At 71.2% G+C, this 15135-nt stretch carries 15 protein-coding genes and 1 rRNA gene; 5 read left to right on the top strand and 11 right to left on the bottom strand.

Features of this window, described 5'->3' with window-relative positions:
• Positions 1-31: 31 nt before the first annotated feature.
• On the top strand, positions 32-751 hold the full coding sequence (locus tag ACFQ87_RS25775) for a phosphatase PAP2 family protein (protein WP_380613178.1): 720 nt from the start codon (positions 32-34) through the stop codon (positions 749-751).
• Between the two features lie 88 nt (positions 752-839).
• Here the strand turns inward: ACFQ87_RS25775 and ACFQ87_RS25770 are convergent, their stop codons facing one another.
• A complete protein-coding gene (locus ACFQ87_RS25770) occupies positions 840-1034 on the bottom strand; it encodes a hypothetical protein (RefSeq protein WP_380613177.1) in 195 nt (64 codons plus the stop codon).
• Between the two features lie 162 nt (positions 1035-1196).
• Between ACFQ87_RS25770 and ACFQ87_RS25765 the strand changes: the two genes are divergently transcribed.
• Entirely contained in the window at positions 1197-2096 is a 900-nt protein-coding gene (locus ACFQ87_RS25765; protein ID WP_380613176.1) for a hypothetical protein, read from the top strand.
• Between the two features lie 218 nt (positions 2097-2314).
• A complete protein-coding gene (locus ACFQ87_RS25760; RefSeq protein WP_380613174.1) occupies positions 2315-2515 on the top strand; it encodes a hypothetical protein in 201 nt (66 codons plus the stop codon).
• 22 nt (positions 2516-2537) lie between these two features.
• Here the strand turns inward: ACFQ87_RS25760 and ACFQ87_RS25755 are convergent, their stop codons facing one another.
• Positions 2538-2930, bottom strand: a complete 393-nt coding sequence (locus ACFQ87_RS25755) for a metal-sensitive transcriptional regulator (protein ID WP_380613173.1) — start codon at positions 2928-2930, stop codon at positions 2538-2540.
• A gap of 358 nt (positions 2931-3288) precedes the next feature.
• On the opposite strand from ACFQ87_RS25755, the gene ACFQ87_RS25750 reads away from it, so the two are divergent.
• On the top strand, positions 3289-3909 hold the full coding sequence (locus tag ACFQ87_RS25750) for a DUF47 domain-containing protein (protein ID WP_031064133.1): 621 nt from the start codon (positions 3289-3291) through the stop codon (positions 3907-3909).
• Positions 3910-3914: 5 nt separating this feature from the next.
• Positions 3915-4910 carry an anion permease gene (locus ACFQ87_RS25745; protein WP_380613172.1) on the top strand — a complete coding sequence of 332 codons (996 nt, stop codon included), beginning with the start codon at positions 3915-3917 and terminating at the stop codon, positions 4908-4910.
• A gap of 383 nt (positions 4911-5293) precedes the next feature.
• Here ACFQ87_RS25745 and pstB read toward each other — a convergent pair whose 3' ends face one another.
• The 9 genes from pstB to rrf form a co-directional block, all read right to left on the bottom strand.
• Positions 5294-6070 (bottom strand): phosphate ABC transporter ATP-binding protein PstB, encoded by a 777-nt coding sequence (gene pstB, locus ACFQ87_RS25740; RefSeq protein ID WP_380613171.1) that lies wholly within the window; start codon positions 6068-6070, stop codon positions 5294-5296.
• A 43-nt stretch (positions 6071-6113) separates the two neighbouring features.
• Positions 6114-7187 (bottom strand): phosphate ABC transporter permease PstA, encoded by a 1074-nt coding sequence (gene pstA / locus ACFQ87_RS25735; protein WP_380613170.1) that lies wholly within the window; start codon positions 7185-7187, stop codon positions 6114-6116.
• Positions 7184-8161, bottom strand: a complete 978-nt coding sequence (pstC, locus tag ACFQ87_RS25730) for a phosphate ABC transporter permease subunit PstC (protein WP_380613169.1) — start codon at positions 8159-8161, stop codon at positions 7184-7186. The genes pstA and pstC overlap by 4 nt, the downstream gene beginning before the upstream one ends.
• Before the next feature lie 153 nt (positions 8162-8314).
• Positions 8315-9448: a phosphate ABC transporter substrate-binding protein PstS gene (gene pstS / locus ACFQ87_RS25725; protein ID WP_380613168.1), complete on the bottom strand. Its 1134-nt coding sequence runs from the start codon at positions 9446-9448 to the stop codon at positions 8315-8317.
• A gap of 225 nt (positions 9449-9673) precedes the next feature.
• Entirely contained in the window at positions 9674-10171 is a 498-nt protein-coding gene (locus tag ACFQ87_RS25720; RefSeq protein WP_380613167.1) for an NUDIX hydrolase, read from the bottom strand.
• Between the two features lie 67 nt (positions 10172-10238).
• Complete coding sequence (locus ACFQ87_RS25715; protein WP_380613166.1) at positions 10239-11327, bottom strand: CHAD domain-containing protein; 1089 nt, start codon at positions 11325-11327, stop codon at positions 10239-10241.
• 121 nt (positions 11328-11448) lie between these two features.
• Positions 11449-13626 (bottom strand): RNA degradosome polyphosphate kinase, encoded by a 2178-nt coding sequence (locus ACFQ87_RS25710; protein ID WP_380613165.1) that lies wholly within the window; start codon positions 13624-13626, stop codon positions 11449-11451.
• Between the two features lie 366 nt (positions 13627-13992).
• Positions 13993-14979 (bottom strand): mycothiol synthase, encoded by a 987-nt coding sequence (mshD, locus tag ACFQ87_RS25705; protein WP_380613164.1) that lies wholly within the window; start codon positions 14977-14979, stop codon positions 13993-13995.
• Between the two features lie 72 nt (positions 14980-15051).
• Positions 15052-15135: ribosomal RNA gene (gene rrf / locus ACFQ87_RS25700) — 5S ribosomal RNA — on the bottom strand; the annotation flags it as partial.

The raw sequence follows: 15135 nt of genomic DNA, 5'->3' as shown, positions 1-15135 counted from the left end.
TCAGCTGCTGCGGACCAGAAGGAGGTGCGGCGTGTCGACGCCGCTTGCCGACACGACCAACCCCGACCTCGGCCTGCTCTACGCCGTCAACGGCCTGGCCAAGCGCTCCCCGCAGTGGCTGGACCACCTGGTCTCCTGGGTGGGCGAGTACGGCATCCTGATCGGCCTCGCCATGCTCGGGCTGGTGGCCTGGCTGCAGGCCAGGCGCCGGGCGGACGCGCCGGTGGCGATCGCGGGCCTGCTCTGGGTGCCGCTCTCGGTGGCCGTCGCCGAGCTAGCGAACCTGCCGATCGCCGCGATCGTGAACCGGCCGCGGCCCTTCGTCGACCATCCCGGGCTGCTGGTGCTGGTGGACGGCAAGGCCGGCACCCACTCCTTCGTCAGCGACCACTCGACCATGACGATGGCCGTCGCGGTGGCGCTGTTCCTGGTGAACCGGAAGCTGGGCTGGATCGCCGGGGGCCTGGCCCTGCTGCAGGGCTTCTGCCGGATGTTCATGGGCGTCCACTACCCGACCGACGTGATCGGCGGCTTCGCGCTCGCCGTGGCCGTGGTGCTACTGCTGGCGCCGATCGCGATGGCGGTGCTGGTCCCGTTCTGCCACGCGTTGAGCCGTACGGCCGTCGCCCCGCTGATCCGGGCGCCGGAGCGCGGCGGCTCGGCCCGCGGCGCGGCCCCGCGCGGCCGTCGGCGCGGTCGCGGGGCGGTGCGTGCCGAGGAGCAGCCGCCGGAGTCGGACCTCGCGGCCTGAGCCTTCAGCAGGGGCCGCAGGAGCCTGCCAGGGCCCGTCGGAACCCATCGGAGCCCGTCGCAGGGAACGGGAAAGGGTCCAGTCCGGTCTAGTCCGGCTCGCCGCCGTCGCACTCGGCGAGGTGTCCGGCCCCCTCCCGGCGGGCCAGGTCGCGCGAGCGGCGGGCCGCGGAGTACCAGCCGCAGCTGCAGGTCGCGAAGGCGAAGGAACCGCGTTCGCTGACCGCGACACGATGCTCGGGCATCCGGGTGGTGCCGGGGGGCGCCGGCAGCTCACTGTGCACGTGGTTCACCGTAACGCGCCGGACAGCCCCCGCGCGACGCGCGGGGTGCGCCGGCCCCCGTAACCCTTCGCGCCTCAACTCGTTTGCCCGGAAAGAGCTCTGCCCACCCGGTGGTGTCCCGGCAGGGCAGTCGGGCCCGAGGGGGTTGTCGCGAGGATGAAGATGACCGACCAGCAGCGAACCGGGCGGCCAGCGCGCCGTCCTGGGCCGCACCTGCGCTCGGCGGCCGGGGCCGCCCTGCTCGCCGCCGTCCTGGCCGCGGGGGCCGCCGGGTGCTCGGGCCACTCCGGCGGCGGCTCCTCGGACCAGGGGGCGAGCGTCCCCGACCAGCTGGCCGCCGACCCGCTGACGGCGGTGCGCAACGCCGCCGACATCACCGGCCGCACGGGTTCCGCGCACACCGCCACCGAGCTGGTCACCGAGTCCGCGGACAAGAAGGCCTCCTTCAGCGGGAGCGGCGGCTACGACTACGTGAAGCGGCTCGGCCGGCTGGAGGTCCAGGTGCCCCCGGGAGCGGCGACCACCGGGAAGATCGTCGAGGTGGTCCTGCCGGGCACCGTCTACCTGCAGAACAGCGGCGCCAAGGTACCCGCGGGCAAGTGGGTCAAGCTGGACGTCCGTCAACTGCCGGACGGCAACCTGGTCAGCAGCGGCGCCACCGACCCGGCCTCGGCGGCGGGTGCGTTGCGCGGGGTGCAGAAGGCCGACCTGGTCGGCACCGAGAGCGTCGACGGGGCCTCGCTGCACCACTACCGGGGCACCCTGGACCTGGCGAAGGCGGCCGACGCGACGGGCGGCCGGGGCGGCGACGGCCTGCGGATGGGCGGGCAGACCTTCACCGTCAAAGAGGTCCCGTACGACGTCTGGCTGGACGACCAGGGCCGGCTGCACAAGGTGGTCGAGGTGTTCACCTTCGCCGGGGTGGCCGGCTCGAAGGAGGCCAAGGACCAGGTGAAGGTGACCTCGACGACCTCGCTGTCGGACTTCGGCAAGCCGGTCGAGGCGGCCGAGCCGCCTGCCTCGGACATCTACCAGATGAAGCCCTCGGAGAGTCCCAAGTAGGGCGTGTCTGACACGCCCTCGGTCCGCCGGGGCAGTGCTCCGGCTGCGGGGCGAGACGGGGCGCCGCCGGAGCGGGTGGCCGTCCGGGGAGCGGCGGTCACCCGTTTCGGCGGCGCCGAGATGGCCCGTCCGTGCCATGTGGACGGGCCCCGGAGTGCCTAGGCTGGACGTCGGGTGGCTGCCGCCCGGGCTGGCGAGGCACTGAAGGGGTGGTGCAGGTGGTGTCGTCCACGGGCGGCCGCAGCGGTGGCCACGACGACGCGGCCCTCGACGAGATCGAGCTGGCCGGCGAGCTGATGATCGCCGCGACGGCCAGCAGCGGTGACCGGCTGCCGACCGAGCGGATCGACGAGGTGCTGCTGGACCGGGTGGACCCGGGCCAGGGCCAGCGGGAGGGAAACCAGCGGGAGGGCGACTAGCGGACGGCCCGGGGCCGGCGGCTCAGCTCCGCAGCAGTCGGCCGATCGCGGCCGAGGCCTCCGCGACCTTGGCGTCCAGCTCGACGCCGCCCTGCTCGGCGGCCGCGGCGACGCAGTGCCGCAGGTGCTCCTCCAGCAGCGAGAGCGCGAAGGACTGCAGGGCCTTGGTGCTGGCCGAGACCTGCGTGAGCACGTCGATGCAGTAGACGTCCTCGTCGACCATGCGCTGGAGGCCGCGGATCTGGCCCTCGATCCGGCGCAGCCGCTTGAGGTGGGCGTCCTTCTGCGCGCTGTAGCCGTGCGGGCCGTGCCCGCCGTGGTGTCCTGCGGCGGCCGCGGGTACGGCGGGGGCGCCGACCTGGGGGTCGGTCCCGTGCGCGTGGTCCGGCTCGGTGCGCGCTTGCGTCGTGGTCATCGGCCCGCCTTCGTCTCTGTGCCTGGTGGCTGCGTCGGCCACCAGTGTCCAACACCGGGGCCTTCCACGGTGTTCCGACGGTCCACCCGGCATGTGCCGAAGCGCCTGGTACGGGCCGTCGCGCGGTTCACCCGTCTGAGCGGCGCCCCGGTCCCGTGCGCGCAGGGCGGGGGCAATCCGGGCGGGGTTCCGTCAGACTGATGCTCATGTCCGCACGCGGCTGTGCGGTCCGGGTCGGCCGGTGCGGCAGCCGAACGGAAGGGGAGGCTCCTCCTCCCTTTCCGCCACCCCGTTTGCGTGATTGCGCTTGGTTGCACCTAGCATCGTTCAGTCCCTACCCCGCACATCGGAGATTTCCGTGCGTTTTAGCCTGACCCCGAAGGAGACGAGCTTCTACGACATGTTCGCCGCCGCCGCGGAGAACCTGGTCGTCGGCTCGAAGCTCCTGCTGGAACTGCTGGGATCAGACGTGTCGGCCCGCGCGGAGATCGTCGAGCGCATGCGCGCCGCCGAGCACGCCGGGGACGACACCACCCATGCGGTGTTCCACCAGTTGAACTCCTCCTTCATCACGCCCTTCGACCGCGAGGACATCTACAGCCTGGCCTCGTCGCTGGACGACATCATGGACTTCATGGAGGAGGCCGTCGACCTGGTCGTCCTCTATGACATCCAGACCCTGCCGAAGGGCATCGAGCAGCAGATCGAGGTGCTGGCCCGGGCCGCCGAGCTGACCGCCGAGGCGATGCCGAACCTGCGCAGCATGTCGAACCTCACCGAGTACTGGATCGAGGTCAACCGGCTGGAGAACCAGGCCGACCAGATCCACCGCAAGCTGCTCGCCCACCTGTTCTCCGGCCAGTACGACGCCATCGAGGTGCTCAAGCTCAAGCAGATCGTGGACGTCCTTGAGGAAGCGGCGGACGCGTTCGAGCACGTCGCCAACACGGTGGAGACCATCGCGGTCAAGGAGTCCTGACCCTCGTGGACATGGCAGCACTCATCGCCGTCATCGGTGTTGCGTTCTTCTTCACGTACACCAACGGCTTCCACGACTCGGCCAACGCGATCGCCACGTCGGTCTCCACCCGAGCGCTCACCCCCAGGGCCGCGCTCGCGATGGCCGCGGTGATGAACCTGGCCGGCGCCTTCCTGGGCAGCGGGGTGGCGCACACCGTCTCCAGCGGGATCATCGAGACCCCCACCGGCAACCAGGGGATGGCGATCCTGTTCGCGGCCCTGGTCGGCGCGATCGCCTGGAACCTGACCACCTGGTACTTCGGCCTGCCGTCCTCCTCCTCGCACGCGCTGTTCGGCGGTCTGGTGGGCGCGGCGCTGGCCGGCGGCACCCAGGTGATCTGGAGCGGCGTGATCGACAAGATCGTCGTCCCGATGATCGTCTCGCCGGTGGTCGGCCTGATCGGCGGCTTCATCGTGATGCTGGCGATCCTGTGGATCTTCCGCCGGGCCAACCCGCACCGCGCCAAGCGCAACTTCCGGGTCGCCCAGACCGCCTCGGCCGCCGCGATGGCGCTGGCGCACGGTCTGCAGGACGCGCAGAAGACCATGGGCATCGTGGTCATGGCGCTCACCATCTCCGGTCACCAGACCACCGGCGACATCCCGGTCTGGGTGAAGATCTCCTGCGCGACCATGCTCTCGCTGGGCACCTACGCGGGCGGCTGGCGGATCATGCGGACCCTCGGCCGCAAGATCATCGAGCTGGACCCGCCGCAGGGCTTCGCGGCCGAGGCCACCTCCTCGGCGATCATGTACATCACGTCGTTCGTCTTCAAGGCGCCGATCTCCACCACCCACGTCATCACCGCGGCGATCATGGGTGCGGGGGCCACCAAGCGGATCCGTGCGGTGCGCTGGGGCGTCGCGAAGAACATCGTGCTCGGCTGGTTCATCACGATGCCGGCGGCCGCCATCGTCGCAGCGCTGATGTACTGGTTCGTGCACCTGTTCTGGGGCTGATCCCCGGACGGCCGGTACGCCCGTCCCGAGCCGGAGGCGAGCGGGCGAGTCCCCGCCCCGAGCCGAAGGGGCGCGCCTGTGCCGAGAGGGAGAAGCGACCAGCGACGAAGGAGCGCCGACCGTCGGCACCGGGTCCGAGCGCCCCGGAGGCGAGCGGGAGAGTCCCCGCCCCGAGCCGAAGGGGCGCGCCGGCGCCGAGAGGGAGAAGCGACCAGCGAGGCACGAGCGCCGGAGCGCCGACCGTCGGCACCGGGTCCGAGCGCCCCGGAGGCGAGCGGGCGACTAACAAGAGCAGGGCCCGCCCCCACATCTCGGGGGCGGGCCCTTCTTCATGCCCCGCGGCGGCACCGCCATGCAGCACCACGGGACAGCTGGGGTCCGGCTTAGCCGAAGCGGCCGGAGATGTAGTCCTCGGTCGCCTGGACCGACGGGTTGGAGAAGATCCGCTGGGTGTCGTCCAGCTCGATCAGCTTGCCCGGCTGGCCGACGCCCGCCAGGTTGAAGAAGGCGGTGCGGTCGCTGACGCGGGCCGCCTGCTGCATGTTGTGGGTCACGATGACGATGGTGAACTGCGACTTCAGCTCGCCGATCAGGTCCTCGATGGCGAGGGTGGAGATCGGGTCGAGCGCGGAGCAGGGCTCGTCCATCAGCAGGACCTGCGGCTCGACCGCGATCGCGCGGGCGATGCACAGACGCTGCTGCTGACCGCCGGAGAGGCCGGCACCCGGCTTGTTCAGCCGGTTGTGGACCTCCTTCCAGAGGTTGGCGCCCTTCAGCGAGCGCTCCACCACCTCGTCCAGGACGGACTTCTTGCGCACGCCGGCGAGCTTGAGCCCGGCGACCACGTTGTCGTAGATCGACATGGTCGGGAACGGGTTCGGACGCTGGAAGACCATGCCGACCGAGCGGCGCACGGCGACCGGGTCGACGTTGGCGCCGTAGAGGTTCTCGTCGTCCAGGAGGACCTTGCCCTCGACCCGGGCGCCGGGGATCACCTCGTGCATCCGGTTGAGGGTGCGCAGGAAGGTGGACTTGCCGCAGCCGGAGGGGCCGATGAAGGCCGTCACCGAGCGGGGTTCGATGCTCATCGAGATGTCCTCGATGGCCTTGGTGGTGCCGTAGTAGGCCGACAGTCCGCTGACGTCGATGCGCTTGGCCATGATCGTTGCTTCTCTCGTCTGTCTTCGTACGTCAGTGGGTCGGTCAGTGTCCGCCCTTGGGCGAGCGCCAGCGTGCGATGCCCCGGGCGATGAGGTTGAGCCCCATCACGAAGGCGATCAGCACCAGCGCGGCGCCCCAGGCACGGGCGTAGCCGTTGTCGTTGTTGACCACCGAGTACTGCTGCCAGATGTACATCGGCAGGGACTGCTGCGGTCCGTCGAACGGGTTGGTGTTGATGGCGTCGGCGCCGAACACGAGCATCATCACCGGAGCGGTCTCACCCGTGATGCGGGCGACCGCGAGCATCACACCGGTGGTGATGCCACCGATCGCGGTGGGAAGGACGATCCGCAGGATGGTCTTCCACTTCGGCACGCCGAGTGCGTACGAGGCCTCGCGCAGCTCGTTCGGGACGAGCTTGAGCATCTCCTCGGTGGACCGGACCACGACCGGGATCATCAGGATCGCCAGCGCGAGGCTGCCCGAGAAGCCGGAGTAGTTGAAGCCCAGCGCGAGGTTCCAGACCGAGAGGACGAACAGACCGGCGACGATGGACGGGATGCCCGTCATGACGTCGACGAAGAAGGTGACGGCCTTGGCGAGCCGGCCGCGGCCGTACTCGACGAGGTAGACGGCGGTCAGCAGACCGAGCGGGGCGGCCATCGCAGTGGCCAGGCCGACCTGCTCCAGGGTGCCGATCAGCGCGTGGTAGATGCCGCCGCCGGGGCCGGTCTGGATCACGCCCTTCATCGAGTGGCTCAGGAAGTTCCCGTCCACCACGTCGATGCCCTGCTGGACCGTGTAGACGGTCAGCGAGACGAGCGGGACGACGGCCAGGATGAAGGCGACCCAGACCACCGAGGTGGCGAGCCGGTCCTTGGCCTGGCGGCGGCCCTCGACCTGGGCCGAGATCAGGTAGCTGGCCACCACGAAGAGCAGGGCCGAGATCAGGCCCCACTGCAGGTGGCTCTTCAGCCCGCCGACGGCGCCGATCCCGCAGCCGACGGCGATCGAGCCGACGGCGACGACGGGCGGGGCCCACTTGGGCAGCCGGTTGGCGGTCAGCGTTCGGCTGACCGGCCGGGCGTCCGCGGGGACGGTCGTTGCGGTGGTCATGCGTTGGCCCCCGAGTACTCCTTGCGGCGGGCGATGATCAGTCGCGCGGCGCCGTTCACCAGCAGGGTGATGACGAACAGGACGAGGCCGGAGGCCATCAGCGCGTTGCGGCCGTTGTCGCCCGCCTCGGCGAACTTCAGCGCGATGTTCTGCGCGAAGGTGCCGCCGCCCGCGTCGAGGATGTGCAGCGACAGGACGTTGTTGGCGGAGAGCACCACGGCGACCGCGATGGTCTCGCCGAGCGCGCGGCCGAGGCCGAGCATCGAGGCCGAGATGATGCCGGGGCGGCCGAACGGCAGCACCGCGGTGCGGATCATCTCCCAGCGGGTCGCGCCGAGCGCGAGCGCCGCCTCCTCGTGCATCCGCGGCACCTGGCGGAACACCTCGCGGGAGACCGCGGTGATGATCGGCAGGACCATGATCGCCAGCAGGATGCCGACGGTGAACAGGTTGCGCGGGGTGCCGGTCTTGGTCTGGTCGAAGATGTACGTCCAGCCCAGGTACTGGTTCAGCCAGCTGGTCAGACCGTCCATGTGCGGGACCAGGAAGAGCGCGCCCCAGAGGCCGTAGACGATGCTGGGAACGGCGGCGAGCAGGTCGACCAGGTAGGCGAACGGCTGGGCGATCCGCCGCGGCGCGTAGTGCGAGATGAACAGCGCGATCCCGATGGCCACCGGAACGGCGATCGCCATCGCGATGAGGGCGCTGACGATGGTGCCGAAGGCCAGGACGGCGATGCCGAAGACCGGCTTCGGGGCGTCCGGCGTCCACTCGAAGGTGGTGAAGAAGTTGCCGTCGTTCTTGCTGAGGGCCATGCCCGAGCGCCAGGCCAGGAAGCCGGCGATCGCGGCCATGATGACCAGCAGCAGGATGCCCGCGCCGCGGGCGAGGTTCATGAAGATCTTGTCGCCGACGCGGCTGTCACGCGGTCGGCGTTCCCTGCCTCGCGGGGCGGCAGGGGAGGATGAAGTCATTGGTCTACTCCGGTCTGGTGGTGCCGCCCCGGAAGGGGGACGGCACCATGGCGGCGGTGCCCCGGACGTTGGCGCTGAGTCGTTGGTGCGTTCCGGCGGGACGGCCCCGGCCCCCCTCGCTCACGGGGCCGTCCCACCGGTGGTCCTGTCGGGTCAGGCCAGGGCGGTGACGGCGGTCTTGACCTTGTCGCCGATGGCGGCCGGCATCGGGACGTAGCCCTTGTCGCCTATGGCCTTCTGGGCGCCGTCGCTGATGGTGTAGGTCAGGAACGACTTGAGGGTGTCGAGGGTCTCGGCCTTGTTGCCCTTGTCGCAGGCGATCTCGTAGGTCACCAGGACGATCGGGTAGGCGTTGTCGGCCTTGGTGCCGTAGTCCAGGGAGAGGGCGAGGTCGCCGTCGGCGCCCGAGACGGTGGAGGTCGCGATGGTGAGCGCGGCGTTGGCGGCGGTCGCCTCGACGGGCTGGGCGGCGCCGGTGGAGATCTTGGCGCTCTTCAGGTTGTTGATCTGGGCGAAGGACAGCTCGGCGTAGCCGATCGAGTTCTTGACCTGCTTGATCTGGGCGGAGACACCGGCGCTGCCGTTGGCGGACTGGCCGCCCTTGCCCTTCCACGCCTTGTTCGGCTCCGCGCTCCAGGCGCCGCCGGAGGTCTTGGCGAAGTAGGAGGTCAGGTTGTAGGTGGTGCCGGAGTCGTCCGAGCGGTGGAAGGACTGGATGTCGGCGTCCGGCAGCTTGGCGCCCGGGTTCAGGGCGGCGATCGCCGGGTCGTTCCACTTGGTGATCTGCGAGTCGAAGATCTTGGCGGCGGTCGGGCCGTCCAGGACCAGGTTGTCGACACCGTCGACGTTGTAGACCAGCGAGACCAGGCCGGCGACCATCGGCAGGTCGATGGCCTTGCCGCCGGTGCAGACGGCCTTGGAGGCGTCGACGTCGGCGGGCTTCAGCGCGAAGTCGGAGCCCGCGAAGGCGACCTTGCCCTGGTTGAACTGCTGGACACCGGCGCCGGAGCCGCCACCGCTGTAGTTGACGGTGCTGCCGGAGCAGGCGGCGCCGAAGTTGGCCTTCCACACGTCGAGCGCGTTGGCCTGCGCGGTCGAACCGGCGCCGAGCAGCGTGCCGGCCTTGCCACAGTTGATCGAGGCGGCCGAGGCGGAGCCGCCGCTGGAGCCACCGGACGCCTTGGTGGTGTTGTCGTCCGAACCGCAGGCGGCGAGCGACAGCGAGCTGACGAGCGCCATGGCACCGATGGCGAGGGCCTTGGAGCGGCCGTTCCGCTGGAGCTTCACAGGGGTGTCCCTTTCTGTGGCATTGCCCGTCGCAGGCCGTGCGGACACGGCCGAGGGCGGGTTTTGCTGTGGTCCGGGGCCCGTGCGGCCCTCCGGTAGACCCGAAGTTAGGCCGGGTAGGTGACACGACAGCCGGTCGCAAGTGAACGGGGAGTGAACCTCGAACGGATGACAGGAAACTACGTCACGTAGTAACGGTTGCGTCACGGCAAGGGCGCGGGTAGATCACTTCCACCGTTCCTTCACCGCTGGCTCCCCGCTCATCCGTACGGGCCTCGCGCCCAGGATCTCCAGGAGGGCGTCGATCAGCAACCGGTCGCGGTCGTGGGTCAGCCGGGCGCGGGCCTTCCCGGCCGGCAGCCACTCCAGCCGGTCCACCTCCCGGTTCGGGCGGAAGGACCCGCTGGTCGGCACCGCCGCCCAGTACCGGACCTCTTTCGGACGGCCCTGCGCCAGATAGTGCTGGGTGGGCAGCTCCGGACCTAGCAGGCAGCGGAAGCCGGTCTCCTCCCGCACCTCGCGCAGCGCCGCCCCGACCACCCCCTCGCCCGGGTCGAGCTTGCCCTTCGGCAGGCTCCAGTCGTCGTACTTCGGGCGGTGGATCACCGCGATCCGCGGCCGCCCCAGCCTGCCGCTCGGCTTCGGCCGGCCGGGCAGCCAGAGCACCGCGCCCGCCGCCAGGATCACCGGGGCACGGCCCGCCGCGGTCGCGCGGGTGTCCACTGCCCGCCCGGTGCTCGGGCTCGGCACGGGGCTCGAGCTCGGTCCAGGGCTCAGGCGATCACGCAATTCAGGCCGTCCGTGGTGCGGGGGAATGCCCCCAGCCTTCGGCAGGGGGGATCTCCAGCCAGCCGTCCGGGCCGGGCGGGAGGTCGGGCCACCGGCGGCCGACGGCGTACCGCGCCGCCTCCACCTCCAGCCGCTGATCAGCATGCACCACGCCCAGCACGTACGCGGTCGCGGGGGTGATCCGCGGGGTGCGCGCCGCGGTGGCGGCGGTCACCGCGGCGTCCGCCGCCTCCTGGTGCCGGCGCAGCACCACGTCCAGCTCGTCCAGCTCGGAGGACGGACGGCCGCACACCTCCAGCGCGTACCGGGCTCGCTTCACCAGGATCCGCAGCCGGGACCAGGGCGCGTCGTCGGCCGCCAGGGCCGCGTCCGCGTCGACCGCGCCGCGCATCGACGGCGCCGTGCCCAGCCGACGCAGCCCGTCCCCGCCGTACGGCGTCGCGGCCCGCTGCAGCGGCAGCTGCTGGGCGCACGCCGACAGCGCGGTGAACGCGGCGGCCGCCTGCGGCAGCAGCACCACCGACGCCCGGCCACCGGCCGTCTCCAGCAGCGGCGCCTCACCTACCAGCAGGGTCATCCGGTCCGCCAGCGCGTGCAGCCGGGCCGAGCGGAGCTCCTGCAGCACCGTGGAGTGCGCCCTGGTCCGGGCCAGGGTCAGCTGCCGGTCCAGCAGCGCCCGCGCCTTGGGCGCGCCCGCGTGCCCGGCCAGCATGCCGGTGCCCTCCGGATCACTGCCGCTCAGCGAGTCCAGCGCGCCCAGCAGCCGGGCCGAGCGGCGGACGTAGCCGGGCTCCAGTGCCAACAGGTTGAGCAGCCAGCGCAGTTCGGTGCGCGACTCCTGCGCCCAGGCCTGCTCGAAGACGGCGCCGAAGGTGTGCAGCAGCCCGCCTATCCGCCGGACGGCCCGCAGCAGGTCGGCGGTACCGGCCGCCGGGACGACCGCGGCCGAACCCGGTCTGGCGCCGACCTCGCCCACCGCGAGCGGCAGGGCGCGCAGGAACGCTCCGGCCTGGGCGGTGAGCTGGCGGGAAAGGATGTCCCCGGCGGTCGCGGTGGAGGCCGCCGGGGCCGTCATCGGCGCATCGGTCATGGCGTGGTAGATCCCCGTTCCCCCGGGGCCGTCCCCCGGGGCTGGTGGCCGACCGCCGGAGCAGGTCCCCTCGGGGCCCGGAAGGCCCGAACTGCTCCGGCGGCTCGCATCAGTGGACGCGTCAGCGCGAGGTGGCGGCCCGGCGGCGTTGACGCGAGTCGATGAGCAGGTCCTGGACGTGCCTCAGCGGCCGGCCCTCGGCGTCCTGCGAGTGGCGGGTCCAGACGCCGTCCGGTCCCAGGTGCCAGGACTCGGTCTCGTCCGACACCCCGAGATCGATCAGCCCGGACAGCTCGGCGCGGTGCGCCGGGTCGGTGATCCGCATGAGCGCCTCGATCCGGCGGTCCAGATTGCGGTGCATCATGTCGGCGCTGCCGATCCAGACCTCCGGATCGCCGTTGTTGCCGAACACGAAGATCCGGGAGTGCTCCAGGAAGCGGCCCAGGATGCTGCGGACCCGGATGTTCTCGCTCAGCCCCGGCACACCGGGGCGGATCGCGCAGATGCCGCGCACCCAGACGTCCACCGGCACCCCGGCCTGCGAGGCCCGGTACAGCGCGTCGATCACGGCCTCGTCGACGATCGAGTTGACCTTGATCTTCACGTACGCGGGCCGGCCCGCCCGGTGGTGGGCCATCTCGTTGTGGATCCGCGAGACCAGCCCGTCCCGCAGGCCGCGCGGGGCGGTCAGCAGGCGGCGGTAGGACTCGCGGCGCGAGTAGCCGGACAGCCGGTTGAACAGGTCCGAGAGGTCCGCGCCGACCTGCGGGTCGGAGGTGAGCAGGCCGAGGTCCTCGTACAGCCGGGCCGTCTTCGGGTGGTAGTTGCCGGTGCCGACGTGCGAGTAGCGGCGCAGGGTGTCGCCCTCCTGGCGGACCACCAGCGACAGCTTGCAGTGCGTCTTCAGCCCGACCAGGCCGTAGACCACGTGGCAGCCGGCCTCCTCCAGCTTGCGGGCCCACTTGATGTTGGCCTGCTCGTCGAAGCGCGCCTTGATCTCGACCAGGACCAGCACCTGCTTGCCGGACTCGGCCGCGTCGATCAGCGCGTCCACGATCGGCGAGTCACCCGAGGTGCGGTACAGGGTCTGCTTGATCGCCAGCACGTCCGGGTCGGCCGCCGCCTGTTCCAGGAAGGCCTGCACCGAGGTGGAGAAGCTGTCGTACGGGTGGTGCAGCAGGACGTCGCGCTCGCGCATCGCGGCGAAGATGTCCGGCTGCGAGGCCGACTCGACGTCGGTCAGCCCGCGGGCCGTACCGGCCACGAACTTCGGGTACTTGAGCTCCGGGCGGTCCAGCTCGGCGATCCCGAACAGCCCGGTCAGGTCCAGCGGCCCGGGCACCGGGAAGACCTCCGCCTCGGTGATGTTCAGCTCCCGCACCAGCAGGTCCAGGATGTAGGGGTCGATCGACTCCTCGACCTCCAGCCGGACCGGCGGGCCGAAGCGCCGCCGCATCAGCTCCTTCTCCAGGGCCTTGAGGATGTTCTCGGTGTCGTCCTCCTCCACCTCCAGGTCCTCGTTGCGGGTGACGCGGAAGGCGTGGTGGGCCAGCACCTCCATCCCCGGGAAGAGCTCCTCCAGGTGCGCGCCCATGACGTCCTCCAGCGGGACGTACCGCTGGGGCGAGGCCTCCAGGAAGCGGGCCAGCGACTGCGGGACCTTGACGCGCGCGAAGTGCTTGTGCCCGGACACCGGGTTGCGGACGACCACGGCCAGGTTGAGCGAGAGCCCCGATATGTACGGGAAGGGGTGCGCCGGGTCGACGGCCAGCGGGGTCAGGACCGGGAAGATCTTCTGCCGGAACAGGGTGTGCAGCCGGGCCTGCTCCTTCTCGGCCAGCTCCGGCCAGCGGACCACCTCGATGCCCTCGGCGGCCAGATCCGGCAGCACCTCCTGCTGGAAGGCGGCGGCGTGCCGGGCCATCAGCTCGCGCGAGCGGGTCCAGATCAGGTCCAGCACCTCGCGCGGCTGGAGGCCGGAGGCGCTGCGCTGGGCGACGCCGGTGGCGATCCGGCGCTTCAGCCCGGCCACCCGGACCATGAAGAACTCGTCCAGGTTGCTGGCGAAGATCGCCAGGAACTTCGCCCGCTCGAGGAGCGGGATCCCCGGGTCCTCGGCGAGCTCCAGGACGCGCTCGTTGAACGCGAGCCAGCTTCGCTCGCGGTCCAGGAACCGGCCCTGCGGCAAGGCTTCCAACTCCTGCTCGTCCGTGGTCGACAGCTCCGGCGGAACCCCCAGTGCACCGGACATCCGGGCCGTCGGCGACAGCGGGGCAGAGACGGGGCGGGGGATGCTCATGGGCTCCAGCTCCTCCAGCAGCAGGACGGCGTCCGGACGCGAATGACTCTGCGGGCCGTCGTTCTCGCCCCGGGCGGCGGCGGCCCCCAGGGACAGCGCCCAACCACCGGGCGCGGTCCGTACAGGACCGGCCGGCGAATGGCGGTCGACTCTGCACGAGCGAGACACTACGGACTTCATCCTGTGATCTTCGCGGCAGCAATTGAATCCACGGTAAACACCGCATGGCCAGGAGGAAAGCTGAGTCGGTCGGAGCAAGGGGGCGGTGCCGTTTTCCACCCGTCGCTCGTGACCGCTCGGTACGCCCGGCCGTCCGGTCGGTGCGGCCGGGCCGTCCGGATGGGACGACCCGGCCGCACCGGGCGGCTAGGCCCGCCGGCTCGCCTGGTACTGGGCTCGGTACATGAGGTCCACCTCGTGAACGGTGAATCCCAGTCGTTCATATACCCGCACGGCGGCCGGATTGTCGGCGTCGACGTAGAGAAGGACGGTTTCCAGTCCACGCTCGTCGGCTCCGGAGCCGGTCAGGTGACGCAGACCGGCCGCGGTCAGCGCGCGGCCGAGTCCACTGCCCTGCTCGGCCGGGTCCACTCCGACCACGTACACCTCGCCGAGTTCCGGCTCGGTCGCGGTGGCCGGGTGCACCTTGGTCCAGTGGAAGCCGACCGCCTTGCCCTCGCGGGTGGCCAGGAAGAAGCCGGCCGGGTCGAACCAGGGCTCGGCGAGGCGCTCGGCCAGGTCCTGCTCGGTCCAGGAGCCCTGCTCCGGGTGGTGGGCGAAGGCCAGGGCGTTCAGCCGCAGCCACTCGGCGTCGTCCTCGCCCGGGCGGAAGGTGCGGAGCTCGATGCCCTCGGGGACGGGCACGGCCTCGGTCTGTGCGCCGGTGCGGCGCATCTGCCGCAGCTCGCGGACCAGCTCGGCGCCGTACGCGCCGGCCAGGTGCCGGGCCGCCGGGTGGCCGCCGTGTACCCAGAAGTCCACCGCGTCGCGGCCCTCCCGATGGGCCCCCGCGAGGACGGCGTCCACCAGAGGACGGGCCAGACCGCGGCCTCGGGCGGCCGGGTCGACCACCAGCTCGGCGGCGGGGTTGGCCGTCGGGTCCTCCGGGACTTCGAGCTGGCCGTAGGCGAGGACGGCTGCGTTCTCGTTCTCGGACGCGGCCTCGGATTCGGTCTCGATGAAGTGGGTGATGCCCGGGCGGGGCGTCTCGGCGTTCCGCAGCCGGAGCCGGCCCTGCTCGGACACGGCGGCCCGGCCGTCCACCGTCTGGGCCTCGGCCAGAACACGCAGGGCGCCGTCGCGCTGCCCGGGGCGGAGCACCTTGTTCGCAATGACCGCTGTCTGATCGTCCATGCACTGACGATACGTCAACGGAAATGCGAAAAGCCCCTGATCCGAATGGATCAGGGGCTTTTCTGAATGATTGTTCGGCGGCGTCCTACTCTCCCACAGGGTCCCCCCTGCAGTACCATCGGCGCTGTGAGGCTTAGCTTCCGGGTTCGGAATGTA

It is taken from the genome of Kitasatospora sp. NPDC056531 (assembly GCF_042794375.1).
Taxonomy (GTDB): Bacteria; Actinomycetota; Actinomycetes; order Streptomycetales; family Streptomycetaceae; genus Kitasatospora.
The sequence above is the reverse complement of the archived record's forward strand: the minus strand, read 5'-3'. Positions and strand labels throughout refer to the sequence as shown.